General features: G+C 61.2%; 21 protein-coding genes. 3 read left to right on the top strand and 18 right to left on the bottom strand.

Annotated features, from left to right (window positions below):
• The first annotated feature begins 21 nt into the window (after positions 1–21).
• Positions 22–237, top strand: coding sequence for a (2Fe-2S)-binding protein (locus tag sS8_RS02790; protein WP_119628323.1), 216 nt, complete (start codon positions 22–24; stop codon positions 235–237).
• A 49-nt stretch (positions 238–286) separates the two neighbouring features.
• Here the strand turns inward: sS8_RS02790 and sS8_RS02785 are convergent, their stop codons facing one another.
• From sS8_RS02785 to sS8_RS29780, 6 genes are all read right to left on the bottom strand, one after another.
• Positions 287–832, bottom strand: coding sequence for a DUF2721 domain-containing protein (locus sS8_RS02785; RefSeq protein WP_119628322.1), 546 nt, complete (start codon positions 830–832; stop codon positions 287–289).
• 55 nt (positions 833–887) lie between these two features.
• Positions 888–2,441 (bottom strand): FAD-binding oxidoreductase, encoded by a 1,554-nt coding sequence (locus sS8_RS02780; RefSeq protein WP_119632584.1) that lies wholly within the window; start codon positions 2,439–2,441, stop codon positions 888–890.
• A gap of 14 nt (positions 2,442–2,455) precedes the next feature.
• Complete coding sequence (locus sS8_RS02775) at positions 2,456–3,118, bottom strand: twin-arginine translocation signal domain-containing protein (RefSeq protein ID WP_119628321.1); 663 nt, start codon at positions 3,116–3,118, stop codon at positions 2,456–2,458.
• A gap of 10 nt (positions 3,119–3,128) precedes the next feature.
• Positions 3,129–3,452: a c-type cytochrome gene (locus sS8_RS02770; protein ID WP_232020490.1), complete on the bottom strand. Its 324-nt coding sequence runs from the start codon at positions 3,450–3,452 to the stop codon at positions 3,129–3,131.
• Positions 3,453–4,633: 1,181 nt separating this feature from the next.
• Positions 4,634–5,236, bottom strand: coding sequence for a DUF937 domain-containing protein (locus tag sS8_RS02760; protein ID WP_119628318.1), 603 nt, complete (start codon positions 5,234–5,236; stop codon positions 4,634–4,636).
• A gap of 93 nt (positions 5,237–5,329) precedes the next feature.
• A complete protein-coding gene (locus sS8_RS29780) occupies positions 5,330–5,542 on the bottom strand; it encodes a DUF3597 family protein (RefSeq protein ID WP_197716668.1) in 213 nt (70 codons plus the stop codon).
• A 160-nt stretch (positions 5,543–5,702) separates the two neighbouring features.
• On the opposite strand from sS8_RS29780, the gene tnpA reads away from it, so the two are divergent.
• The gene (tnpA, locus tag sS8_RS02750) at positions 5,703–6,104 is read left to right on the top strand and encodes an IS200/IS605 family transposase (RefSeq protein WP_119628317.1); all 402 of its coding nucleotides are present in this window, start codon (positions 5,703–5,705) and stop codon (positions 6,102–6,104) included.
• Between the two features lie 101 nt (positions 6,105–6,205).
• On the opposite strand, the gene sS8_RS02745 is transcribed toward tnpA, so the two are convergent.
• The 11 genes from sS8_RS02745 to sS8_RS29450 form a co-directional block, all read right to left on the bottom strand.
• Complete coding sequence (locus sS8_RS02745; RefSeq protein WP_119628316.1) at positions 6,206–7,237, bottom strand: TcdA/TcdB catalytic glycosyltransferase domain-containing protein; 1,032 nt, start codon at positions 7,235–7,237, stop codon at positions 6,206–6,208.
• A 270-nt stretch (positions 7,238–7,507) separates the two neighbouring features.
• Positions 7,508–8,833, bottom strand: coding sequence for a group II intron reverse transcriptase/maturase (gene ltrA, locus sS8_RS02735; RefSeq protein ID WP_119628314.1), 1,326 nt, complete (start codon positions 8,831–8,833; stop codon positions 7,508–7,510).
• 677 nt (positions 8,834–9,510) lie between these two features.
• Positions 9,511–9,906 (bottom strand): hypothetical protein, encoded by a 396-nt coding sequence (locus tag sS8_RS27515; protein WP_145986391.1) that lies wholly within the window; start codon positions 9,904–9,906, stop codon positions 9,511–9,513.
• Positions 9,907–9,981: 75 nt separating this feature from the next.
• A complete protein-coding gene (locus sS8_RS02730) occupies positions 9,982–10,233 on the bottom strand; it encodes a hypothetical protein (RefSeq protein WP_145986390.1) in 252 nt (83 codons plus the stop codon).
• A 170-nt stretch (positions 10,234–10,403) separates the two neighbouring features.
• The gene (locus tag sS8_RS02725; RefSeq protein ID WP_197716667.1) at positions 10,404–10,748 is read right to left on the bottom strand and encodes a DUF3224 domain-containing protein; all 345 of its coding nucleotides are present in this window, start codon (positions 10,746–10,748) and stop codon (positions 10,404–10,406) included.
• 2 nt (positions 10,749–10,750) lie between these two features.
• On the bottom strand, positions 10,751–11,128 hold the full coding sequence (locus tag sS8_RS02720; RefSeq protein WP_119628312.1) for a hypothetical protein: 378 nt from the start codon (positions 11,126–11,128) through the stop codon (positions 10,751–10,753).
• A gap of 354 nt (positions 11,129–11,482) precedes the next feature.
• Complete coding sequence (gene ilvD / locus sS8_RS02715; RefSeq protein WP_119628311.1) at positions 11,483–13,336, bottom strand: dihydroxy-acid dehydratase; 1,854 nt, start codon at positions 13,334–13,336, stop codon at positions 11,483–11,485.
• A 175-nt stretch (positions 13,337–13,511) separates the two neighbouring features.
• Entirely contained in the window at positions 13,512–15,536 is a 2,025-nt protein-coding gene (ftsH, locus tag sS8_RS02710) for an ATP-dependent zinc metalloprotease FtsH (RefSeq protein WP_119628310.1), read from the bottom strand.
• Between the two features lie 158 nt (positions 15,537–15,694).
• Complete coding sequence (locus sS8_RS02705; protein ID WP_119628309.1) at positions 15,695–18,598, bottom strand: HAD-IA family hydrolase; 2,904 nt, start codon at positions 18,596–18,598, stop codon at positions 15,695–15,697.
• Positions 18,599–18,619: 21 nt separating this feature from the next.
• Positions 18,620–18,991 carry a cupin domain-containing protein gene (locus sS8_RS02700; RefSeq protein ID WP_119628308.1) on the bottom strand — a complete coding sequence of 124 codons (372 nt, stop codon included), beginning with the start codon at positions 18,989–18,991 and terminating at the stop codon, positions 18,620–18,622.
• Positions 18,992–19,028: 37 nt separating this feature from the next.
• The gene (locus sS8_RS29450; protein WP_269461486.1) at positions 19,029–19,154 is read right to left on the bottom strand and encodes a hypothetical protein; all 126 of its coding nucleotides are present in this window, start codon (positions 19,152–19,154) and stop codon (positions 19,029–19,031) included.
• Between the two features lie 674 nt (positions 19,155–19,828).
• Here sS8_RS29450 and sS8_RS02695 point away from each other — a divergent pair.
• The gene (locus tag sS8_RS02695; RefSeq protein ID WP_119628307.1) at positions 19,829–20,125 is read left to right on the top strand and encodes a hypothetical protein; all 297 of its coding nucleotides are present in this window, start codon (positions 19,829–19,831) and stop codon (positions 20,123–20,125) included.
• Between the two features lie 244 nt (positions 20,126–20,369).
• Here the strand turns inward: sS8_RS02695 and sS8_RS02690 are convergent, their stop codons facing one another.
• Positions 20,370–23,762: an EAL domain-containing protein gene (locus tag sS8_RS02690; protein ID WP_119628306.1), complete on the bottom strand. Its 3,393-nt coding sequence runs from the start codon at positions 23,760–23,762 to the stop codon at positions 20,370–20,372.
• Positions 23,763–23,809 lie beyond the last annotated feature (47 nt).

Here is a 23,809-nt window from a genome sequence, read left to right as displayed (position 1 = left end):
CTCGAGATTCCCTGTATTGAGATGACCATCGACTATCCAGACCGGAAAAAGAACGTGATTTGCCGCTGTAGCGGGACGACGACGGAACGAATCAAGCAACTAGTCGATCAAGGCGTCAGCGACCTGGATGGCCTATCGAGAGCAACCGGCGCGTGTTCAGGCTGCGGGGCCTGCGATACCGACATTCTGGCCTTGTTAGCCGAATATACTTCACCTGTTTCGCACGACGCCCTTTAGCGTCGCGCCGTTTTCCTCCCTATACCGCCGATTACGGATTCCCGCGCGCTTACGAGGTTCCCGGCGGCCGTATCCCGGACTCACCGGCCGCCTCATCCGTGCCCCGTGACCGCCCTGGATCAGCGGATGGTGGACGCGTTCTTCGATTCTTATCCGGACCGGCCCGGGAGCGCCAACGGAACCGTAGACTGGCGGTCGCCAGATAAATTTCGTGCAGAAAGCAATAAAGGCCGATGATCAGGGCGGCCATCGCGGCAATGAAGAGAATCGCGATGGCGCTCGACACATCCAGGCTTAGAAATGCACCGACGAACAGAACGACAATCAGCGTACAGATAAGTAAGGCACAGGCAGTACAGAGGCTGATGGCCCAGTACGCCACGCGGGTACGGCGCGATAGTAAGTCGATCTCACACTGGATGTCCGGATCGAGGTGTTCTTCCGCATCTGCATGTTTCTCCTCGATTTGACGGGAGCGATCCACGATACGGCCAACACGGGCGCTGAGGACTGACAGCAGCGCGCCGATGCCGGTCAGGAGAAATACCGGCGCCACCGCCAGTTGTATGACATGAGCGATATCGGTGGCTTGCATGGTCAGTCTCGTTGAAAAAACGGTCGGATAAAGGGATGATTCGGCGGAAGATCAATCATCCGATGTCGATACCCGATTTGCCGGGGGCGAAGATGCCGTTCGGGTCGAGCGCGCGCTTGAGCGTGCGGTTGAGGTTGCGCTGCACCGGGCCATACGCCTCGGCGACGCGGTCCATGAAGGCATTGTTCACCCGGTACACGCCGTAACCCTGTTTCTCGAACTCGTCGAGAAGATCGGCGAAGCAGGCATGGGCGCGCTTCATCTCCTCCTCGTCGGTGCGGTCGTACAGCACGTCGACGATATGGTGCAGGGCGCGCTGGCCTAGGATGAACTCGCCGACATAGTCGAGGCCGTGCTTGTTGAGGATCCGGGTGGCCAGATCCACTTGCTTGAGGGTCTCCGAGCCCTTGGCCTGGCTCACCGGTGCGAACCACATCGACCCGCCGCCACCGCGCCAGTTGTACAGACCGAATTCGGTCATGGTCATATTGCCGCGCATGAGGTCGGCACGGTACTTGAACGCCGGGTCGTTGCCGGCCTGTTCCTCGGTTACGATCTCGCCCTTGCCGGATTTCCCGACCAGATCGGTGACGATCTTCCAGTTGACGCCGACCTGCTCGCGGGTGCCGTACAGCGCGCCATAGGCGGTCCAGGCGCCGATCTTGTGCTCGTCGCGGATGCGCTGGATGACGGCTTTCGGGGTGGCGCCTTTCTCGGTGATGTAGTCGGAGCGGCGCACGGTGGCGCTGGCTTCATAAAGAGTGCCGACGAATACCACGCCGTTGGGGATGATGCCGCCGATGCTCAAGGGACGGAACAGCTCCACCAGATCCTCGATGTCCTCGTCCTTCCAATACTTGATCGCGAAAGGCTTGAAGACCTCCGGCTCGGGCATCAGCCATAGGCCCATCTTGGTCACGATGCCGTAATTGGACTGGGTGAAGAGGCCGTCCAGATACGGGCCGTAGCCCCACTTGAACACCTGCCAGGTGTTGGAGCCCTTCACGCCGCCCATGGCGGTGCGCAGCACTTCGCCGTTGGCCAGCACCACTTCCAAGCCGCACTGGAACAGGAAATGCTCGGCATAGGGGGTGTATCCCACGCCTCGGTCCAAGGTGTTGCCGACCGGGCCAACAATGGCCGAGGGCGCCGGCGGGTCGACCCACAGTTTATAGCCCTTTTCCCTGATGTAATCGACCAGTTGCTGGTAGGTCACGCCCGGCTCGACCAGGGCGGTGCAGAGGTCCGGGTCGACCTCGATGATCTTGTTCATCTTCTTCAGGTCGAGGATCACCTGGCCCCGGTGGTGCGGAACCGCGCTGCCGTAACCGAAATTGTGGCCGGTGGCTATGGTCCAGATCGGAATCTTGTGTTCGTTGCAAATCTTCACCACGCCCTGGATTTGCTCCACGCTGGTGGCTGTCAGCGCGGCCGAAGGGGCGAACTCCTCTTCCGGCTTGGGCATCATGATCTTCATGTAAGGCGCGAGTTGTGCCTCCTGCAGGAGCACGTTCTCTTCACCGAGCAGTTTCTTGAATTTTCCGACGGCGACGAGAAAATCGCTCTTGCCGACGCCGCGCGGCAGCACCGAATAAGTAGGCTCGGCCATTTTGATGGACTCCTTCAAGTTTCGATCGAAAAAGAAACGAAGTGGCCGGTCAACGGCGGCAGCGCCGTTCCGAAGCGCGGCGCCACGGCGCCCGGCGCGGCCAGCACGAAGCCCAGAGTCGCGGCCCAGCCGCCATTGCGGTTCCCGGCGCGCGACCCCGCCGCCAGCCGCAACGGCGCGCGGCCATCCACACGCTGCTCGCTGAGATTGAAGTTCTCGCCGCAGGCATTGAGCTGCTCGCCGAGCTGTACCGCACAACTGTGCGCCAATGCCCCGCCGAGCACGCGGTGCCGCGACTGCCCGGCGTCCACCGCGTGCTGGGCCAGCCACTGGAGACGCGCCCCGGCGGCGCGAGCCAGCTCGACGATGAGTGTGCCGCTGGCGTCATCCACCAGACCTATCACCCAGCTGGCCTGCCCGGATTCGAGCATGTCTTTCAAACGCCGCAGGAAATCGAGGCCCAAGCCGGCGCCTCGCACGGTTAATCCGGCCGGGTTGGCGGCGTGGATGCCATGGACGAAAGCCGAGTGCTCGGCCGCTCCATTCACCAGCGCCAGAGTCTGGCGCGCGGATCGCCGGTCGGTATCGGCCATTGCAAACCGCGGGGGGTTCAGGAAGGCACCGGCCAAGCCGGTGAGCGCCATGCCCTTGAGGAATTGACGACGATCGACCTCCATAGTCCGCTCCTCAGGGTTTGGCACCCGCGGCCGGCGATTTTGAGATGTACTCGGCGAGCGCCTGCAAGGCTTTGTCATCGATGACGGACGATCGGAACGCCGGCATCGCCCCCAATCCTTGCCGGACGATCAGACCGGTGTATTCCGGCGGCAACTGCCGCCCCTTGATGCCCGGGCCGACGCCAGTGTCATGGCAGTACCCGCAAATCTTGGCGTAGACATCGGCACCGTCTTTCCAGCTCCCGTCTTCGGCGGCGAATGCCGGTGCCGACAGTCCGGTCAGAGCCAGCGCGACCGAGGCGACGACGATCCGCTTCGCCGCAAGACTAGTCATGGATAAGGACATTTCGTGCTCCGCTTTTCGTGGATGAAGGAAACGCCCGGGGGAGGGTCGCCTCGAGCGCGCCGGGATTCATGCGGGACATGGTCGGCCGCATGCCGCAGCCGTAATCCGGGAATTCGTAGCGAACTCACCAATCGCCACTATCGCGCCTTCGTGCATGGATCTTGATCAAGGTCCTGACACCTCCTTTGCGGATAATAGACTGACCAGAGCTTCCTTAAATTCGTCGCCATGGTTTTCATGGTGAGCGCCGTGCCCGAGCGAGTATGTCATGAATGACCTCTGATTTTGCATCCGCAAGATATTCGTTGCGTGTGTCCGCCTGAGCTTTTGAATTGTCAGAGGCGCCATTCTCGTTTTCTCCGTATAACGCTAGAGCATTTTCATACCTACTTTACGGGCACTCGCGAGGAGGTCGGGGATCTCTTCCAATCGCAAACGGTGTCTCCGGGAGCGCCGGAGACACCCTTCCAATCGCAAACGGTGTCTCCGGGAGCGCCGGAGACACCCTTCCAATCGCAAACGGTATCTCCGGGAGCGCCGGAGACACCCCTCCCGACGGTGCAGTTGGACAAACGGGTTCGTCGGCAAAGGATTGCCGATCCACAACTGCATGAATCAATTCACCCGAATCGAAGGCGCCAGCGATTACCGCCAGGCCTGTTTTACCGTACGAGCGCGATGAAAACGCTCTAGCCATACTTGGCGGCCATGAGCGGTGCGGCAAAGGAGCATCGATTATGCCCATCCGTGTCGACGGCATTTTAGGCACGCTCACTCGTGTGCCTGAAACCATGCTTCCAGACCGCTCCAATGCAGGCCGCCCAGGTAACGGGTTCTACAGGTCGTACGATAATAATTGCCGCCATCGGCTCCGAGAGAACATCCGAGCTCCAACGGTGCGGGCTTGGTGTAGTGGCGAGCGACCAAAACGACGATCTTGTCGTCGCCGCAGCGCTCAATCCAGGCGTCTCCATGGACCTTATCATCCTGAACCGATTATCCATGGGCGCGGAGTTTCGAAGTGAGCGTTTTTCTACACGTCAACGCCAAGCTTAACAGAACTCCGCTATCAGGCGCTGAGACTTCAGCTGCCATTGTTCTTCAGCCCAACGAAAGCGGGCTCCATCCCGCGCTCCTTACAGCGCCGGGTTGAGCACCGCGCGCCGTGGCTAACGCAGCGCCTTGCCGACCAGCCCCAGAATGTCGTCCAGTGTGTTACCGTCGCCATTCAGATCGAGCAACGAGACCAACCCTGATACCGTGTCGCCCGGCGGCGTTGCGCCTCCACTACCGGTGGACCGGCCGCTGAGCAGATTTCTCACCAAGCCGCTGAGTCCGCCAGCGGCCTCCGAGGCCTGCGTCGCGCCGCCACGCTGCTTGTCCAGATAGCCTGTGACTAGCATCGCCACCATAGGCAGCATTTTCTTGAGCAAGCCGGAATCGAGCCCCGACTGGGAGGCAGCGTTCTGGGCAACCGCGCGGCTGACGTCCTTGGAACCGAAAATCCGTCCCAGCACGTCGTTGCCGTGGCTTACGTTCGTCGGCTCCGGTGCCAGCACCTCATCGAGCAGGTTACCGCCACCGAGCTGCCCAAGCAGACCGCCGAGTCCTTCGAGCCCGGAAGGCTGCGACTGCACGTGCTTCTTGAATCCGCCGAGGATCGCCGGTACCAGCGCTGCGGCACCATCCGCCACCTCGGTTTCGCTGACGCCCAGTTCCCGCGCGATAGACTGAAGACCGCCCACCTGGGCGAGAATGTCAGTGATTTGCATGGTCTTTGCCTCTCTAAGGTTAAGTTTGCCTCGCCAGTTCAGTTCAGGATTTGCTGAGGTACATTGCCACGATTGGCGGCGACGCGAGCGAGTTCAGGCTTGTGCAGTCAAATGTTCATCTTTGCCGAATCCCCCAACAGCTACGCGGGGCAACCCAGCTCCTTGGCCTGCCCCCTTGCGAGCCGTAAAGCTACTGTCGATCTCCAGCAGCTTCAGCAGGTCGACGATGGAGGTCCGCCCGTTCAACTTCTGCGGATTCGCGGCCGCGTGCTGCTCCAGGTGCGCGCCCCCATCGACCAGGGCCACCGCCCTTGGATGGTAGATGACCTCCCTCCTACAACTGCAATTGGAAGGAGATCGTCATGCGAGAGTGGCAGAGCCAATCTCACATCAAATGGTACTGTAAGAGCCTATCCCTGTAGGTCCCAAAACTCTTCGAAAAGTTCAGGGCTAAGGACCTACTGAAATCGGCTCCAAGTACCATGTTGTATTCGTGCCCAAATACCGGCGCCGGGTCATCGATGGAACGCTGCGGCGACAGATCGGAGGGATTCTTCGGGAGTTGTGCCGCCAAGTGGGCATCGAGTTATCGGAAAGGCACACGATGCCGGATCACATTCATCCGTGCTTGAGTATTCCATGGAAGTTCAGCGTAGCGGACACGGTGGTTCTTTTGAAAGGGAAATCGGCGGTCCGTATCCATCGGGAGTTTCTGGGACAGAAAAGGAACTTCACGGGGCTGCATTTCCGGGCCAAGGGATTTTGCGTCAGTACTGTGGGATTGGATGGACAAGTGCTTCGAGCCTATATCCGGCATCAGGAAGCTGAGGAGAGGCGCATCGAGCACTTACACATCCGGGGTCTTTAGGCCCTTTCATCCGTTTTCCGCCCGGTTTGGAGCCCTTCGTCAAACCATCCGCTACGCGGGTGGTAGCTGATTGAGGTGTCCGCTGCAACTTGACCGGGTCACTACTTCCACCAGCTGCCGAAGTACTGGTCCGAGATCAGGTACATCGGGAAGTACCAGTGGTCTCGCAGGTACAGGCACTCCTGGAACTGGAACTCGAGGGCCGCTTCCTTGCCCTTTTTGTTCTCGATCTTATTCGCCTGCCCCTCGGTCTCTTTGTACCGCTTGTTGAAACCCGTCACCCGGGTGACCGCTGCCGGCCCGGTCATCTCGATCGTGGCGTTCTTCATGTCGTCGTAGTACTTGAAGTCCAGCCGCCCCGAGTCCACCTGCCGGTAGTTCTCCTTGATCATTGCCCGGTACTTGTCCAGCCCCTGACACTTCGGATGGCTGGCGATGATCGAGTTGCTGAGTCCCGGGGGCCACATGTGGCCGGACTGCCGCCAGAACTCGTCGCCGAACCACTCCTCCCGGGTGATCCGGCCATTCCGCCACTTGTTGTGCACGGCGGCCCAACGCGGGTGGCTCTGCTCGGCCAAGATGCTCCCCAGCGGCTCCAGACACAGCACGTCGGTGTCGAAGTAAACCCCCCCGAACCTGTACAGGATTTCGACCCGCAGGATGTCGCTGGCGGCGCCGAAGTTCGTGCCCCGTCGGACCATCTCCCGCTGGTAGAACGGGTTGTTGTTCAGCCCCGTGATTTCGCTGATGTCCCGCAGCGTGATGTAATGCCTGCTGCAGAACTTTTCCATGAAGGAGAGCGCCATGGCCTTCTTGAGGTCGGCAACGGACGAGTTGAACCCGAAGCGGTCCTTCAGGTACCGCTTGGTGTCGTCGTCCGTCGCGGTGTCCCCGAGCAGGTGGGCCAGTTTCTGCTTCTTACGTACGTTGAAAGAGCCTGGGCCGTGCTTGCTCTCGTAGTATCCCTTGGTTATGTCGACGCGCTGGCCGGTCAAGAGCTGGGCCGAATCAATCCAGAGATTGACCCACCAGTCCGGGTTCATCTGCGTAAACGTCTGGACGCAGACCTGGCTCCGCTCCGGCAGTGCGCTGCCGAGCCAGATGATGTGGATTTGCTTCGGGACCGGTTTCATGCGTGGACTCCTTCGGGTTGTTGGCTCGCCCGGGCCTGAAATGTGAATTCAGGTCTATCTGTACGCTAGGTGGGACAATCGCCGCGCGCCGCCAGGCCCGGGACAACCTTGGCGGTATACCGCCGGGTCTGCTGTGCCGGCACCACCGGGCATGAAGTACCTCTCGCGGTAGGAACGCCCGTTACCGGGCGCCCCCCCGCACAGACCCGGACGTGCGGTTTTCCCGCATCCGGTTCCTCGGTTGTACTCGCCTTCGCGACGAGCGCGTTGTTATACAAAGGCCACAGGCTCGCGCCGCCTCTCGGTTGTCCGGGGCAAAGCCACCTTTAACTTCTCCAGCGCTGCGCTGAACTGAGCCCAGTTAAAGCTGCTCCGCTTCCCACCCCGACGATTGAGCCACTTGAAGGCACACTGAATCGTCCCGGTGTAGAAACTGTTCAGCGACTGCTCATTGCTCCGCAGCCCGAAGTCGTTGTAGTGTCCCACCAACTTACGGTTCAGCTCCAGTACAAACTGGCGACCACGTAGGTGGCGGTTGGCCCTGATCCACTCTTTCATCCGTCGCTTGGCGCTTTGCAGTTTCTTTCGCGCCGTGCGCTTCATGACCCGCAGCTCACCTCGCCAGTCCAGGCGCCAGTACAGCTCGAAGCCAAGGAACGCGAAGCGGCGAGGGAGTCCGGGGTGAAAGCGGCTGAAACGGAGGATGCGGGTCTTCTCCGGGGCCACCTGCAACCCAAACTTATGCAGGCGCTTCGGCAGCACTCGGTAGAACCGCTCGGCATCATGCGGATACTGGAAGGCGCAGACAAAGTCATCCGCGTAGCGGATGAGAATGACCTGACCGCCGCAACGTGGCTTGACCCTGCGCTCGAACCAAAGATCCAAGGCATAGTGCAAGTAGACGTTGGCCCGTATCGGCGACACGATGCCGCCTTGCGGGGTCCCGGTCACCGGGTGCAGTACCTGCCCGTCGGTGTCCAGTATGCCCGCCTTCAGCCATTTACGGATGAGGTTGAGAAAAGCCCGGTCGTCGATCCGCAGGCTCAACATTTCCAGTCGCCAGTCGTGATCGATGGTGTCGAAGAAGCCTTTGATGTCGGCCTCCACCCCGTGTCCAATCTTGCCGTATTGAAGGTTGAACCCGAGATCGCCAACCGCATCCTTGGCCCCTCGCCCGGGACGGTAGCCATAACTGACGGGCAGGAAGTCCTGCTCGTAGATGGCGCCCAACAGCTTGGCGCAGGCGAGCTGCACCCACTGGTCTTCCAGAGCGGGGATCCCCAGCGGGCGTTCGCCGCCGTTTTCCTTGGGGATGTAGCCGCGTCGGACCCGTTTGGCCCGGTAGCGTTTTGTCTTCAGTCGCTCCGCCAGTGACTCGATGTTGGCGGTGAGGTCCTGCTCGTACGCCTGTCCCGTTACATCGTCCACGCCACTGGCCGCTCGCTTGTTCAGGTCGCGCCCGCAGCGGTGGAGTAACGGGCCATCCAGGCACCGGTAGAGGTCCCGAAAACGGTGGTCTTTGCAGGTCTGCGCCCGCGGTGCTATTCCCCGCAGTGAGGTTTGCTCGTGTTGTTCCAGTCCGACTGTGTCCGGCATGAGTTTCCTTTGTGGGCTACGTACTTCCGTCAGGTCCTTTCCCATGTACACGGCTTTCCCGTGCTCAGAGTACTCTGCCTGATAAGACACCCCAGGGGCTCCTAGCCGCCTCGCAGCGACCCACCTGGCATGGCCCGTTTCTTCCCCTCGTTTAGGCTTCGGTCTAACCCTGTTTCCGGGTTTCCCCTTCGTGCCTCAACAGCCGCATGCCTTGCGAGCGGACAGACCACCCCAGGAGCCTCTCCGGGGCTTTCCGAGTTCTACGACGTATCTCTTCCTGCATGCCACGGCCTGAGGACTCCGCCGGATCTCCACACCCTCGCCATATACGGGTGCTTCTGTGTTGCCTTCGGTGCACGTTAAGACCCTCGGCATCCGGATTGAGCTTTTCGAAGCTGTACCCGCACTTCAGGGGGCGCGACCACCCTTACGGCCTACAGGATTCTCTGTCTACGCTTATCCTGCCTTGTTCGTGCCTCCGCACTCCGCCGCAGGTCCAAGACTCGATTCGGGCGGGTGGCTAGCCCTTACCCGACGGGGACTTCCACCCCGCAAGATACGCCGAGCTTTGCTCGGCGCGATAACGCAGAGTTGAGGGGCCGAGGCGCCCGCGCCAGCGGGACCCGAGATCTCTTTCGAACAACATCTTGGGTGACATGTCCCGCATTGATCTTACTTCAGTCATGTGGCCCTATGGCTATTCCTCGGCTCCAATAGCTTCTTGGCTCGCTTCCTTTTGGAAAGTCGTGGCGAAGGCTCTGGCGTGTACCCAGCAAAGCAGAAAGTGCAGCCTCAATAATAGTGGCTTCTGCCAACAATCGTTCTCCTTCTTCTAGGGTCAGAGGAATCACGGTCCAGTACTGCGGATCTGCACCATCCTCCCAATCGATGGTCTCAGTAAACACCGATAAAAATTGTTGAGTGCACTTGGTGCAGGACCGAATCTTGATCATGAAATGTGATTCGTCAACGAGCTCAATGTCTGTTTTCAGACTCTTGAGTGTTTCCCATGCTGCGTCTGCTGAGGGAGGCCAGCAGGTGTTACAGCCAAAAGTATTAGATGGTCTGTTCATGATCACTTTCTCTTGTCACCCAATGCCTGGAGCCGATGGTTAGCACGGTGCTTGGCGCTCGCACTACAACGTCGTTCAGAAGAGATGAAGTTCATGTTTTTTCGTTCCTATAGGCACTGGTTTCATTTCTCCTGAACAGGGGTCATACATGAACTCCCACTCGACGCCTTCTTTCTCGTATGCTTCGATCTGGACCTCTTCCCTATACCCGATGTCGATGAGTTCTTCTTGTGCCACCCACCGTTCAATTCCATAGCGCCTCATGTATCCATCAGTCAACGGGTGGACCGGAAGACCTTTCTTGAGCCACCGCCTCGCATCTTCCATGCGTGCGGATGGACTCAGCTTCCTCTTTGAACGTGCTCGGGCCATTTTTCGTTCGCGATAACGATGAATCTGAAGCGCTCCGCTGCCGCTGCATGGAGAGGCCGCCAAGCTTTCCGGCGTCGCTTCGAGCGCCTTGTTCGGCAACGGGAGTTTAGAGGTGGTATTCGAAGTCATAATAATGCTGACCACTCTCGATTCTTAATCTCCATCTTCCCAGTCAGCCCTTCGAGCTCACCAGTTCCCGAGTTCGGAACCACTTCGAGAGTAAGAAGTCTTCCACGATCACCGCCCATCAGCCCATAGTGCTGCAAGACAAAACTGCCCTTTTTCCCTTCCAATTCTCCCTTGACCTGCTCTACCGCGACATAGCCCGCCGATCCCTCGACCGGAGAAAGCGCATTGAGCATTTCGCCTTTGCTGACGGCTGACAAGCCACCAAAGAAGGTCTTGTGAATTGACATTCTTCCACGCTTTCCGCCATCAACACCGGTGGCGTACGTTTCCAATGGCTTCATAACTAAATCAAACGTTCTCGAAAGAGCAAAACGAATGGCAACACAATAATAGGCGCAAACAGATAAGCCACAGCAGATCCGCGCAAATCAGTCAGCATTGTTAAAAGACCCAAGATTAAGCTGAACGCGAAGCCGACGATATGCTGCCTGCGCCGAAATCGCGTTTCTTCGCGCTCCGTGAGAATGATTGGCGATGACCTCGGGTTCACGATCGCACTCCCGATCCCTACGGCAACGAGGCTGCCGAAAAGCAGCAATGTGATTCCGAAGGGAATAGTTTCGGCACGCACGGAATTAGCAACACCAAAAACAGATAGGAGCAATCCGAGCGTAGCCGCGATCACGCGCCAGAATTTTCGTTCTTTAGCTGTAGGTTCCATTTGGCATCTCGTACGGATTCCATAATAAACGCGCCCACAACTTCGACCTTCTGGATCCCAACAGCAAACGCCTGGTCCAGTTGCTGCAGTTTCTGCTCAAACTCGATCCCGGCCTCGCCTTCGAGGCGCTCAAGCCACGCCCATCCCTCGTTTGTCCCTGCTGCGGCGCAAACGTGATCATCGTCCGAACGCGGATCCGGCCGCCGTTATCCAAACCGGAGTCCGGTGGCGCTCCGGAGGTCGCCTTGGCGGTGTAAACCGCGTCGGACAACCGGCACATCCAAAATCAAAACTTCCTTAAAGAGAAGCTTTGTTACACACCCATGACACGCCGGCTACGGTGGATTTCCGTCCTCAGCGCCGTTCCAGCTGGGTAACGTCGCGCACGGCGCCGCGGGCGGCGGAGGTGGTCATCGCGGCATACGCCTTCAGCGCCGCACTCACCGGGCGATTCCGATCCACCGGCTTCCAGGCCGCGGCGCCTTTGGCTTCCATTGCGGCGCGCCGCCGCGCCAGCTCCGCGTCCGGGACGGCAACCCGGATGGTACGGTTGGGAATATCGATCTCGATCATATCCCCGGCTTCCACCAGGCCGATGGCCCCGCCCTCGGCCGCCTCCGGCGAGGCGTGCCCGATGGAGAGCCCGGAGGTACCCCCGGAGAACCGCCCGTCGGTAAGCAGGGCGCAGGACTTACCCAGGCCCATGGATTTCAGATAGGACGTGGGATAGAGCATCTCCTGCATGCCCGGCCCGCCGCGCGGCCCCTCGTAACGGACGATGACCACATCACCGGCCTTCACCTGACCGCCGAGGATCTTTTCCACCGCCTCCTCCTGCGATTCGCACACCACCGCCGGACCGGAGAATTTCAGATTGGACGCGTCCACGCCGGCGGTCTTCACCACACAGCCCTCTTCCGCGATGTTGCCGTAAAGCACGGCCAACCCGCCGTCTCTGGAGTAGGCGTGTTCGATGTCGCGGATGCAGCCGTTCCGGCGGTCCAGATCCAGCTCGGCGTAATGCTTGTCCTGGCTGAACGCCACCGTGGTCGGCACGCCACCCGGGGCGGCCCGGTAGAAGCGATGGACCGCGTCATCTTCGCTGCGGCGAACGTCCCAGCGGTCCAGGGCCTCCCCCAATGTCCGGGCATGGACGGTCGGAACGTCGCGGTGAAGCAATCCGCCGCGATCCAGCTCGCCCAGAATACCCATCACGCCCCCGGCCCGATGCACATCCTCCATGTGATACAACTGGGTCGAAGGCGCCACCTTGCTCAGGTGGGGCACCTGCCGCGAAAGGCGATCGATATCGGCCATGGAGAAATCCACGCCCGCCTCCTGAGCCGCCGCCAACAGATGGAGGATGGTATTGGTGGAGCCGCCCATGGCGATATCCAGGCTCATGGCGTTTTCGAAGGCCTTCACGCCCGCGACGGAGCGGGGCAACACGGAGGCATCGTCCTGCTCGTAGTAGCGCCTGGCCAGTTCGACGATACGCCGCCCGGCCTCTTCGAACAGCCCTTTGCGGTCGCCATGGGTCGCCACCAGGGATCCATTGCCCGGCAGCGACATCCCCAGTGCCTCGGTGAGGCAGTTCATGGAATTGGCGGTGAACATCCCGGAGCAGGAGCCGCAGGTGGGACATGCCGAGCGCTCCATGGTGGCCACATCCTCGTCCGATTCAGCCGGATTGGCGCCCGCGATCATGGCGTCGATGAGATCCAGGTGCACCGCCTTGTCATGGATCACCGCCTTGCCCGCCTCCATGGGGCCGCCCGAGACGAAGATGGTGGGGATGTTGAGCCGCAGCGAGGCGTTGAGCATCCCGGGCGTGATCTTGTCGCAGTTGGAGATGCACACCAGGGCATCGGCGCAGTGGGCGTTGACCATGTATTCCACCGCGTCGGCGATGATCTCCCGCGACGGCAGGGAGTAGAGCATGCCGCCGTGGCCCATGGCGATCCCGTCATCGATGGCGATGGTGTTGAATTCCTTCGCCACGCCGCCGGCCGCTTCCACGGCCCGCGCCACCAGCTGCCCGAGGTCCTTAAGGTGAACGTGACCGGGAACGAACTGTGTGAAGGAGTTGGCGATGGCGATGATCGGCTTGTTGAAGTCGGCGTCCTTCATGCCGGTCGCGCGCCAAAGCGCACGAGCGCCGGCCATGTTACGGCCATGGGTGGAAGTACGGGAACGATATTCTGGCATGGTCTTCCTCGATATTTCGCAAATGCGACGAATTATACGCCCACACCGCCCCGCCAATAAGCCCGCCAAGGGGCGGTACGAGGGCCGAGTTTCAAGATGACCACGCCGGTCCGTTCCTCATAACAAGGACGGAAAGCGCCTCGCCACGGTATCCCTGGACCTGACTGCGCGCTTATTATTCTCCCCCGGCCGCCGCCAGGGGACGGGTTTCCAGCGGAGGCGCGGGCGGCAGTGTGGTGACATCGAGGATTTCCTCCTCGCCCAGCGTCTCGCGCGCGAGCAAGGCGTCGACCAGGGCATCCAGTTCCTTGCGGTGCGCCTTCAGGAGACTCTTCGCCTGTTCGTGGCTCTCGTTGATGATTCTTTGCACCTCGGCGTCGATGATACGGGCGGTCTCCTCGCCGAAAGGCTTGGCGCCGACGTAGCCTCCGCCGGCACCGCTCAGGTAGGGATTCTCGCGCGGCGCGAGCTGCACCATTCCAAGCTTGTCGCTCATGCCCCAGCGGGTGACCATGTTGCGGGCGAGTTGGGTGGCTTGCTCGATGTCGTTCTCGGCGCCGGTGGTCCGGGTGCCGTACACGATCTCCTCGGCCGCGCGGCCGCCCAGCATGCCGACGATCTTGGCGCGGATATACGCTTCCGGATAGTTGTAGCGGTCGGTCTGGGGCCGCTGATAGGTCACCCCGAGCGCTTGTCCGCGCGGCACGATGGTGACCCGGTGCACCGGGTCGGCGCCGGGCATCACCAGGCCGAGGATGGCGTGTCCACTCTCGTGATAGGCGATGCGCTCCCGGTCCTCGGGGGTCAGTAGTAGAGGGCGCTCGGGGCCGAGCACGATTTTCTCCAGCGCGTCCAGAAAGTCCTTCTGGCGGACCGCGCGTTCCTCGCGCCGCGCCGCCAGCAGCGCCCCCTCGTTGACGAGGTTTTTGAGGTCCGCCCCCGAGAGTCCGGGCGTCGTGGCGGCCAGCTCGTCCAGGCGGACGTCGTCCGCCAGCGGAACCTCACGGGTGTGGACCTGGAGGATCGCTTCGCGGCCGACCTTATCCGGAAGGTTCACCACCACGCGCCGATCGAAGCGCCCGGGCCGGAGCAGCGCCCGGTCGAGCACGTCGGGCTGGTTGGTCGCGGCCAACACGATCACGCCTTCGCGGCCGGTGAAACCGTCCATCTCGGTGAGAATCTGCTGCAGCGTCTGCTCGTGTTCGCTGGCGGCCCCGATCGCCGCCTGGCCGCGCGCGCGGCCGATCGCGTCGATCTCGTCGATGAAGATGATGGCCGGCGCGTGCTCGCGCGCCTGCTTGAACAGATCCCGTACGCGCGCCGCGCCGACACCGACGATCATCTCCACGAACTCGGCGGCGCTCATCGAAAAGAACGGAACCTCGGCTTCCCCGGCGACGGCCTTCGCCAGAAGGGTCTTTCCGGTCCCCGGCGCGCCGACCAGCAGCACGCCTTTGGGCGCGCTTCCGCCCAGGCGGGTGTACTTTTCGGGGGATTTCAGGAAATCCACGATCTCGACCAGCTCGTTCTCCGCCTCGTCGATGCCGGCCACATCGTCGAAGGTGACCTTGGCGCTCGCCTCCTGGTCGTAGCGGCGGGCCTTGCTCCGGCCGATGTTCATGAGCCCGCCCATGCCGCCGCCCTGCTGCATGGCTCGCCGGTAAATCCAGACATAGAAAAGAATGATGAGGATCGCGGGGCCGAAACCGAACAGCAGAGTGATCCAGGGACTGCCTTCCCGAATCGGCACCGCGCTGATCTCGACCTGGTGCTCGATCAGGAACGCCTCCAGTCCGGGATCCACGAACGCGGGCAGCTCGGTCGTGAACGTGTCCGCCGTTTTGGGCTCGGGTTCGGTCAGGCGCCGTTCGTCGGGCGCCGCGTCTTCTCTATCGTTCGGCGGCCAGGTGACGGGCGACGTAAACCGGCCCTCGACGCTCGCCCCCTGGCTGTAAATCGCCTCGACATTACCCCTCGCCACCTCCTCCTTGAAGGCGGTATAGGGAATGGTAACCGGCTCGCCCGGTTCCGGGACGAGATATCGCATCAGCATATAGTTCAGGAGCAACAGGAGCAGAAACGTCAGCCAAATTCTGCGCGGCGCGCCTTGCGGCTGTTCCGGCCGGCGCTCCGCCGGCCGGCCGCGCGGGTCGGGCGCGGAGTCCCGGTTACGCTGCGTCTCGGGTGTCGGCCAATTCATGATGCCTCCGAAGACGTGTTCATTATTCGGTCTTAGAGTCTATCCCAGTAGGCTCAAGAAACCCTTCGACAAGCCTGTCCTGAGCGTAGTCGAAGGGCGGTTCCCTTCGTTCACCACATCCTACGAGCTCAGGGTGAACGATCTACTGGGATACGCCCTTATTTACCGAGCTCGAAAACCCGCGTGCTGCCGCCGGCGAAGTCGTGGATCTGATCCTTGAATCCCAGGCGGATCGGGGCGATGCCGGGTTCGCGGCCGTGCACGGTGAGCGTGTCCCGGGTGAACCGTAGATCGAGCGTGTGCCCGCGGTAGCGGATGCGTAGGTCGAGTCCCTCCAGTTCCTCGGGCAGGCGCGGATTGAGCCTGAGGACATCGGCCGTGACCTCGATGCCGGTCGTTACCCGCTGCACCAGATCGACCGTTCCCGCCATCGCGCCGAGGTGCACGCCCTCGGCCGTGGTGCCTTGCTGAATGTCGCTCAGGTCGCTCTGCAACGCCTCCGCGAAATAGGTCATCGCGCGCGGCCGGTTCGATCGCGCCAAGACCCAAGCGTGCACGACCCGTGACAGGGTGGAGCCGTGCGACGAACGGCGGTCATAATACGCGACGTTGCGCGGAATGGTCTCAAATTCGAACGGATAGCCGAGACGGGTGAACAGCTCGCTCAGCTCCTCGGACGAAAACAGATAGAACAGCATCAGCACGTCGGCCTGCTTCGACAGCTTATAGCGGTTCGCCGTATCGTTCTCCGCTTCGAGGATGAGTTCGAGGCGCTGAATGTTGCCGTACCGCTTCCGATAGCCGTCCCAATCGAGCTCGGCCAGCTTTTCGTAGCCCTCGAACTGGCTGATGATCCCGTCCCCGTGAAACGGCACGAACATCCGGCGGCTAATGTCCTCCCAGCGCACGGTTTCTTCGTCGGTCAGGGGAAGCTCGCGCATCAGTTCGAGGCGCCGGATGTCCGGAAGCAGATCGAGCACGTCCAGCGCCCGGCACAGCACCCACACGGCCATGAGATTGGTATAGGCGTTGTTGTCGAGGCCGGGAGTCGGCGCATCGGGATAAGCCTCGTGAAACTCGTCGGGGCCCATCACCCCGCGAATCTCGTAGCGCCCCCGTTCCTCATTGAAACACGCGATGCCGGCCCAAAAGCGGGCGATTTCGAGCATCAGCTCGGCGCCTGCGAACTGCAGAAACTCGATGTCACGGGTGACCTGAAAATATTGCCAGACGTTGTAGGCAATGGCGCTGCCGACGTGGCGCTGGAGATAAGAGTTGTCGGGCACCCAGCGCTGCGAGCGCGGATTCAGGTTGAGTTCCTGGGTTTCCTCCTGGCCGTCGCTTCCGCTTTGCCACGGAAACATGGCGCCCTGGAATCCGGCGTTTCTGGCCGCGGCTCGCGCTTCGTCTAGGCGCCGATAGCGGTACATGAGCAGCGAACGGGTGATCTCGGGCATTCGAAAATTCAAGAACGGAAAGATGAACAGCTCGTCCCAAAAGATGTGGCCCTGATACGCTTCCCCGGTCCAGCCGCGCGCCGGCACGCCGATGTCGAGATCGATGGAGTTGGGCGATACCGCCTGCAGCAGATGAAACATGTTCAGCCGAAGCATCATCGGAGCGTTCAGCCTGAAATCGCGACCGGCGGGCTCCATACGCACGTCGAAACGCCGCCACAGATGCCTCCAGGCCCGGACGTGATCCGCCATCGCTCCCCCGAAGCGCTCGGCTCGCGCCGTCGCCTTGCGCGCCGCGAGGCTCCACTCCGAGATGGCGCGATCGCGCGAGGTGTATAAAAAGGCCAGCTTCTCCAGCACGAGCGTCTCGCTCGCCTTGAGCTCGACCCCGAACGCCTGCCCGATATAGCCCGGCTCCTCGATCGTAACCCGCGGTGCGCCGATCCGCCGGCCGTCCTTGAAGACTTGTGTTCGCGCCGCCTGCGCGACATGCAGTCTCGATTGAGAGGTACGCACTTCGAGACACACGCCGTCCTCTCCGACGACGTCACCGGACAGCGGCTCCAGGTGGCGGCTGTTGAATTTTTCGTAAAGCTTCGCGCCGGCATTGACGACACGGCCGTCTATGCCTGAGCGGACCGTGACGTTTGCGGACCAGTTCTCGGCGGTTAAGGTCAACTCGAACGCCCCCAGATGCATGTCGACCAGAGAGACCAGACGGCGCTCGGCGAGAATACTGCGCCGGCCTCGCCTGTCCTCGAAGCGTAGGCTCCTGAGCAAGAGGCCGCTGCGGAGGTCCAGTTCCTGGCGGAACGACAGGATTCTGACGTCACGCTCGTCGAACCAGTCCTCGTCGGCGATGCGAAACTCGAGCGCGAGCCAATTGGGAAAGTTGACGAGGTCCTCGTTCTCGACCACGCGTCCGGCGATATCGGTCTGTAGCCGGTTGTAGCCGCCGGCCAGATAGGTGCCGGGATAGTGGATGTCGTCCGCCCGCGCCCAGGGCATGGCTCCGCGTGTTTCGAAATAGCCGTTTCCCAGGGCGCACAAGGATTCCCGGATACCCTCGCGCGCCGGATCGAAGTCCTCGTAGACCAACACCCAGGCAGAGGGCGGTTCCAGGGACACGCGGATGTCTTCCAGGCCGGTCACGACGGCATCGGCGCCGGCCTCGCGCAAGGTCTGCGACCGGCACAGGCGGTCAACGCCGATGACCAGGCCGAATCCACCCGCCCGCGCCGCCTCGATCTCAGCGACCGTGTCCGTCACCACGACCGCTCGCGGGGGCTTCACCCGGAGCCGCCGCGCCGCCTCCAGAAGCGCGTCGGATGCTGGTTTCCCCTTGAGTTCCGTCCGGTCCACGCGCACGTCGAACAGCGGCGCGATGCCGGCGGCTTCCAACACCGCCGAAGCATCGATACCGGAGAAAACCAGCGCCGTTCCGATAACCTGCGCGCGTAGCGACCGCACAAAATCGACGGCCGCCGAATGGATCTCGATGCCGTGCCGTTCCGACCGCTGCGCGAGATAGGCACCGTCGAGGTCGAACAAAACGGCATCGTAATCCCGCGGCAAGAGCGTGACGATGGCGCCGGCAGTGCTCATCTCGGTACTCGAATGCCGGTATCAGTGTTCTGCCGGCTCGTCGGCTTTCGTCCGGTGCACGGTACCGTCGGGGTGCTCGGGCGGGCTATAGAGCGTATATAGTCTGAGCGGCTGGGCGGGTGACGTATTGATCACGTTGTGTTCGACGCCCGCCGGAATCACCACCGCCACGCCGTCGCTCAACGGGTACTCCTCGCCCTTCAGCACGGCCACGCCGGAACCCGCTTCGATGCGGATGAACTGATCGTGCTCCTCATGGGTTTCGACCCCGATTTCCTCGCCCGGCTGAAGCGTCATCAGCACGAGCTGGGTATTCCGGCCGGTATAGAGCACGCGGCGGTAGTCCTGGTTTGCGAGCGTATCGCGTTCGATGTTCGTTGCGTATCCGGTCATAAGCCACCTCCAGGAGCGATTGCAGCAGGACGGAAATTCAATGAGCGGTCAACCCGCCGTCGACGAGCAGGATGTGCCCCGTGATGAACGACGCGCCCGGCGTTCCGCCGGCTTCCAAGAGCCGCTCGCCCCTATCGGCTCGGTACGATCTTCCAAAGCTCACCGTTCCTCTTTCAGACCAGCGCAAGTGCCGGAAGTGCGCCGGTCACGGCGGCCGAAGCGCAGACGTCCCCGGAGCGGCGGCAACAAAACACGGGCGGGTCAGACTGTTCTCTCTGTCTGTTCGTCCGTCCGGCGTTCCGCCTTAAGGAAGGTCTGACCAAGTCTCCAATTCGGAGAAGCGATCTGTCAACAGGTTGATCTAACACGCCCTCACCCAACCCTCTCCCAGAGGGAGAGGGTCTATTCAAAGCTTCCTTAACGGCCAAAGGAACTTTTTCAGAAAAATGAACCAAAAAGAACAGTTCTTCGGGATGTTCCGGGAAGCTTACCGTTTTCGGTAATGGAACCCCGCTGACGTGCCACGGCCTACCGATCCTAAACACGGTAAGTTAAATCCTTGCATCGGCGCGTTTTGAAGTTCGGGAGAAAGGCGGTTAGCGCCTCGCCCTCCGAGAGGGGGGTTGGGGTAAGGGAATGCGGGCATTTCGGAGATTCAAACGCGGTTTTCAGGATGAAAGCAATCAGGATGTTTCGAAGCGTTCAGCCCAGGGCACGCTTCATGCAGCGAAAGCATTCCGGGCCGAAACGAAAGTCTACCGCTCGGAAAACCGAAATAGGCAGACCGAAGAATCAGACGACAACACCCCAGATAGACAAACTCGCGAATAATAGACTATGAGCATTGCGCACTCGTGGCAGAAGGTCGGCCAGCATCGCATTACGGAGGCTGACCTGATCCTCAACGTTCAGAAAAAAACCGTAAAGCGCTTCAAAATCATTCAGGGCCCCCACGGCCGCTACACCATCGTGGTGACACTGACGTGGCGTGAAGAGGAACTGACGCTAATGACTGCACGGAAAACCGTCAAGGAATGGGCCAGCCTGGACCGGCTCGTTCGCCACATTCAGGAACACTACGGCGATGTGCCGACCATTTGGTTGATACTAAATACTCGAGAGTCATCGGAATAGCAAGTGTCGTCGGCAAAGGATTGCCGGCCTACGCCGCGATCTGTTGTCATTTTCGAACCCATCGCCGCATCGGGAATCCTTTCCCGACGTCTGAATTCCAGTCCCGGAGCCACCGGGCCGTGGACCTGCCCGCTCGTCGCGTTGCGCCTCGAGCGGCCGACTTGTCCCGGCGGGCGAATGGCTTTTGTCGCTTTACTTCCTTGACCGTCAGTAATCAGAGCGTTCCCGGGCGAACTCGGCCGGTTTAGGTGCAGCGGGCATCGACGCCCTGGGCCGGAACCCCCGGTCTTGCCGTCGAAGATTCCACGGCCGCTCCTTGCGCATAGTGAACGCCCAGGTTCCGCAAGCGCTCGAGCAGGCTTGGCGTGTTCACGTCCTGGGCAATGGTACGGATATCCATGCGTTCGGCAATGTTCTGGATCGCCGAGACGATGGCCTCGTCGAGATGGTCGATTTCGATACGGTGAGTGAGGCAGTCGTCAATCTTGAGGAAATCCAGGGGCAGATTTCGGATGTAGGCAAAAGAAGAGAAACCGCCGCCGAACTGGTTCAGGCAGAAACGATAGCCGTGCTCCCTGCATTTCGACATGAAGTGCCGAACCACGCTGTAATTCTGGACCAGATCATTCTCGGCGATTTCGAAACAGATCGACGAGGACGGAACGCCGTATCCCTCGCTCAGTTCCAGCAAGAACGGAACGAAGCTGTTTTCGGCGAGAGTCACCGCCGAGAGCGGGATCGAGTAAACGTGCGAGCGGCCGTCCGGACCGGAAAACTGCGGGCGGGTCGCAAAGAGCTTGCTGATGGCCCAGCGCTCGATGACGGCAACCAGATCGAGACGACGGGCATTGGGCATGAATGCCGAAGCGACGATCGGGGTCTGCTCCGGTTCGCATAGCTGCAGCAGGACTTCGTGGAAACTCGGCGCGGAGCGGGCGTTTCCATGGAGGAATTGCGCCTGGCGGACGGCAAAGCGGAAATAATCGTGTTCCATGGCCTCGAGCAATCGCTCGTTCCAGGGCGCCAGCGTCGTCTTGCCGAATTCCGGTTCGCGCCCGGCGGATACATGGACCAGATCGCGTCCCCGCTCCTTGGCTACGTAACAGGCCTTGTCCGCGGCGCTTAGATTCTCCTCGACACCAATGCCTTGAGCCAGTTCCACAATGCCGATACTGATGCCCAGCTCGAAATACTTGCCGTCCCACGTGAATCTGAACGATTTCACGGTTTCCCGAATACGCTCGGCCACGCCCCTGGCGTCGTCGGCCTTGGTATTCGGCAACAGCGCGCAGAACTCGTCGCCCCCGATTCGGGCGAGAACGTCCTGGGTCCGCAAGCACTGTCCCATCAAGTGGGAGATCTGCCGCAGCAGTTCATCGCCGGCCGGGTGTCCACAGGTATCGTTGACGATCTTGAATTTGTCGAGGTCCATGTAGCACAGGGAGTGCTGCCGGTGATATTCGTCGACTTCGTACTGTAGGGATTCGAGCAGGGAAAGCAGTTCGCGGCGATTCACCAGGCCCGTGAGCGGATCGCGGCTGGCGCGCATTTTCATTTGCCGCGTCAGCGAACGCTGTTCGGATACGTCCTTTATCACGACCACGCCGCCGATCAGGGCTTGCTTGCGGTCGAAGATGGGCGTCGCGGAAACGTCCACGGCCAGCTCGGGCTTGCCGTCGCAAACCAGCAGAACATCGTGCCGGAACTTGACGGTCTTGCCGATACGGATGGCCCTAAGGACAGGATCGGCCAAGGGACGGCGCTTTTTCTCGTCCAGCAGGTACAGCACCTTGGCGATCGGCATGCCGACGCAATCGTGCCCTTCCAAACCGGTCAAGCGTCGCGCCAGCGGGTTGAGGTACTGAATGAAACCGTCCTTGTTGGTGGTGATGATGCCCTCGGCGATACTGTCCAGCGTCAGTTGCAAACGCTCGGCTTCCTCGGCGGCGGTTTGGATCTGTTGCCTGAAGACGGTGATGTCGTCGAACAAGTAGGCGTATAGATCCTTGCCTGCCGTTTTCTGCAACAACAGGGTACTGACCCTGAGCGTCTGGCCGGCGCCGCTCAGGAACCCGGTAAGTTCGCCGTACTGGACGCGTCCTCGGGCTTTCGCGTCCCACGGCAGCCATTCTTCGACGGCCGAGTTCACGAGCTGGCTGCGGGTTTTCCCGGTCAGCTCGGCCAGCCGCGCATTCAGGAACAGTGCCTTGCCTTCGCCGTCGGCGATGCACAGCCCCAGGGGCATTTCTTCGAGTATCGTCCGATAGCGCGCGAGTTCCGTTTCGATACGGTCGAGCGCAACGGCTTCCTCGGTCCTGTCGTGGAGAATGACCGCGAGACTGGGCGAACCCGCCGGTTCGGTGGCGAGCGGCGCAAGCCGGAGCGCGAGCTTGGCCGTGGGGTGGTCTCCGCTGCGCCAGGATAAGCTCAGATCGAGCGGCTCGATGTCCTCCACGGCGGCTTGGATGTTGCGAACCGCGCCGTCTTCGGCCCCTTGCGCCAGAACGCTCGGCAAGGTCGTGCCACCGGGGGAAACGCCCAAGCGCAGCAGGTTTCGGAAGGTTCGGTTGCAATACAGAATCTCGCCGTGATCCCGGGGCGACACGATTGCCAATCCCTGCGACAGCATATCGAGAAGCTGGTCGCGCAGTTCCAGGCTGTTTTCGACCGACTGCGCGGTGCTGGCGTCACGCAGACTGAGGATCAGCTCCGTTCCGACGGTGGCCGGAGGACTGATGGCGACGTCGAGCGGGCGGATGCCGCCTAGTGCCGTCAGCGCCTGGATTCTTACGATCCGGGCCTCGCCCTCCTCGCCCTCCTCGCTCTCCTCGCGAATCTCGAGCGCCTCCTCGAAGCGAGACCGATCCCAGGGCGCGATCAATTCGAAAACCGCACCGCCCGGCTCGATCGCCGGCGTGTGGCGAAACAGCGCCTGTGCAGACGCATTCGCGTAACTGACCCGGCGTTCGGCATCGCAAACGACGATCGCTTCCGGAAAACGTTCGAAGCATTCCGCCGGCGCCCCGTCCGAGCGGGACAACGTCGTTCCACGCGGCGCTTTCGGTTCCGAAGCCAGCCGCGGCGAAACCGATTTCTCCCAGTGGGTCTGTTCCATCCTCCCCATCGCGATCCGCCGCAAATACATCCAGAAAAAAAGATTGGCGATCAAGATGGCGCCGACGCCGCTCGCCAGGGCGGGATAAAGTGCTTCGGCAAGCTGAGATGCAGCACGGGATGGCGCCGGGACCAGTTTCAGCACCAGCGAATTCTTGGAGTTCAGGGGCAATTCCGGAACCGCGTCGGCGAGCGGCGGCAAAGCGCTTGCCCAGAACGGCGCGCCTGCCGGAGCCCGGTAGCGAATATCCAGCACTGTTCCGGATTTCTTTCGGATCTCCAATTTCGAAAACGACGAACCCACGGGCAAGGGTTCCAGCCACGTGTGCAGTTGCTTCATATTGCCCCGGGACCACTCCAATGCCGCGGAAGCGAACTGGCGGATCTGCTGTGCCTGCCATTCCAGTTCCCGGGCGCTCTCGGTCACGACGGCGCGGGCGCCAACCCCCAGTGCCGCGCCGATCGTGACCAGCAGCGCCAGATTGAGAATCAGCCATGCGAGTTTCAAATGACGTCCGATCATTCCATCATGCTTTATGCGAATCCGGGTCAAAACATAGCTGCGCGCAT

The organism is Methylocaldum marinum (assembly GCF_003584645.1).
GTDB lineage: Bacteria > Pseudomonadota > Gammaproteobacteria > Methylococcales > Methylococcaceae > Methylocaldum > Methylocaldum marinum.
Note: the sequence above shows the minus strand (reverse complement) of the source record. Positions and strands in the feature narration are given on the sequence as shown.

Coding starts and splice junctions, on each gene's coding strand:
- ftsH (WP_119628310.1), bottom strand. CDS start 15,536: ATGAATTGGCCGACACCCGAGACGCAGCGTAACCGGGACTCCGCGCCC.
- sS8_RS02745 (WP_119628316.1), bottom strand. CDS start 7,237: ATGAAACCGGTCCCGAAGCAAATCCACATCATCTGGCTCGGCAGCGCA.
- sS8_RS02730 (WP_145986390.1), bottom strand. CDS start 10,233: ATGGAAGATGCGAGGCGGTGGCTCAAGAAAGGTCTTCCGGTCCACCCG.
- sS8_RS02775 (WP_119628321.1), bottom strand. CDS start 3,118: ATGGAGGTCGATCGTCGTCAATTCCTCAAGGGCATGGCGCTCACCGGC.
- sS8_RS02770 (WP_232020490.1), bottom strand. CDS start 3,452: ATGACTAGTCTTGCGGCGAAGCGGATCGTCGTCGCCTCGGTCGCGCTG.
- ilvD (WP_119628311.1), bottom strand. CDS start 13,336: ATGCCAGAATATCGTTCCCGTACTTCCACCCATGGCCGTAACATGGCC.
- sS8_RS02780 (WP_119632584.1), bottom strand. CDS start 2,441: ATGGCCGAGCCTACTTATTCGGTGCTGCCGCGCGGCGTCGGCAAGAGC.
- sS8_RS02720 (WP_119628312.1), bottom strand. CDS start 11,128: ATGGAACCTACAGCTAAAGAACGAAAATTCTGGCGCGTGATCGCGGCT.
- sS8_RS02760 (WP_119628318.1), bottom strand. CDS start 5,236: ATGCAAATCACTGACATTCTCGCCCAGGTGGGCGGTCTTCAGTCTATC.
- sS8_RS02725 (WP_197716667.1), bottom strand. CDS start 10,748: ATGAAGCCATTGGAAACGTACGCCACCGGTGTTGATGGCGGAAAGCGT.
- sS8_RS02705 (WP_119628309.1), bottom strand. CDS start 18,598: ATGAGCACTGCCGGCGCCATCGTCACGCTCTTGCCGCGGGATTACGAT.
- ltrA (WP_119628314.1), bottom strand. CDS start 8,833: ATGCCGGACACAGTCGGACTGGAACAACACGAGCAAACCTCACTGCGG.
- sS8_RS02790 (WP_119628323.1), top strand. CDS start 22: ATGACCATCGACTATCCAGACCGGAAAAAGAACGTGATTTGCCGCTGT.
- sS8_RS02785 (WP_119628322.1), bottom strand. CDS start 832: ATGCAAGCCACCGATATCGCTCATGTCATACAACTGGCGGTGGCGCCG.
- sS8_RS02700 (WP_119628308.1), bottom strand. CDS start 18,991: ATGACCGGATACGCAACGAACATCGAACGCGATACGCTCGCAAACCAG.
- sS8_RS27515 (WP_145986391.1), bottom strand. CDS start 9,906: ATGAACAGACCATCTAATACTTTTGGCTGTAACACCTGCTGGCCTCCC.
- sS8_RS02695 (WP_119628307.1), top strand. CDS start 19,829: ATGAGCATTGCGCACTCGTGGCAGAAGGTCGGCCAGCATCGCATTACG.
- sS8_RS02690 (WP_119628306.1), bottom strand. CDS start 23,762: ATGATCGGACGTCATTTGAAACTCGCATGGCTGATTCTCAATCTGGCG.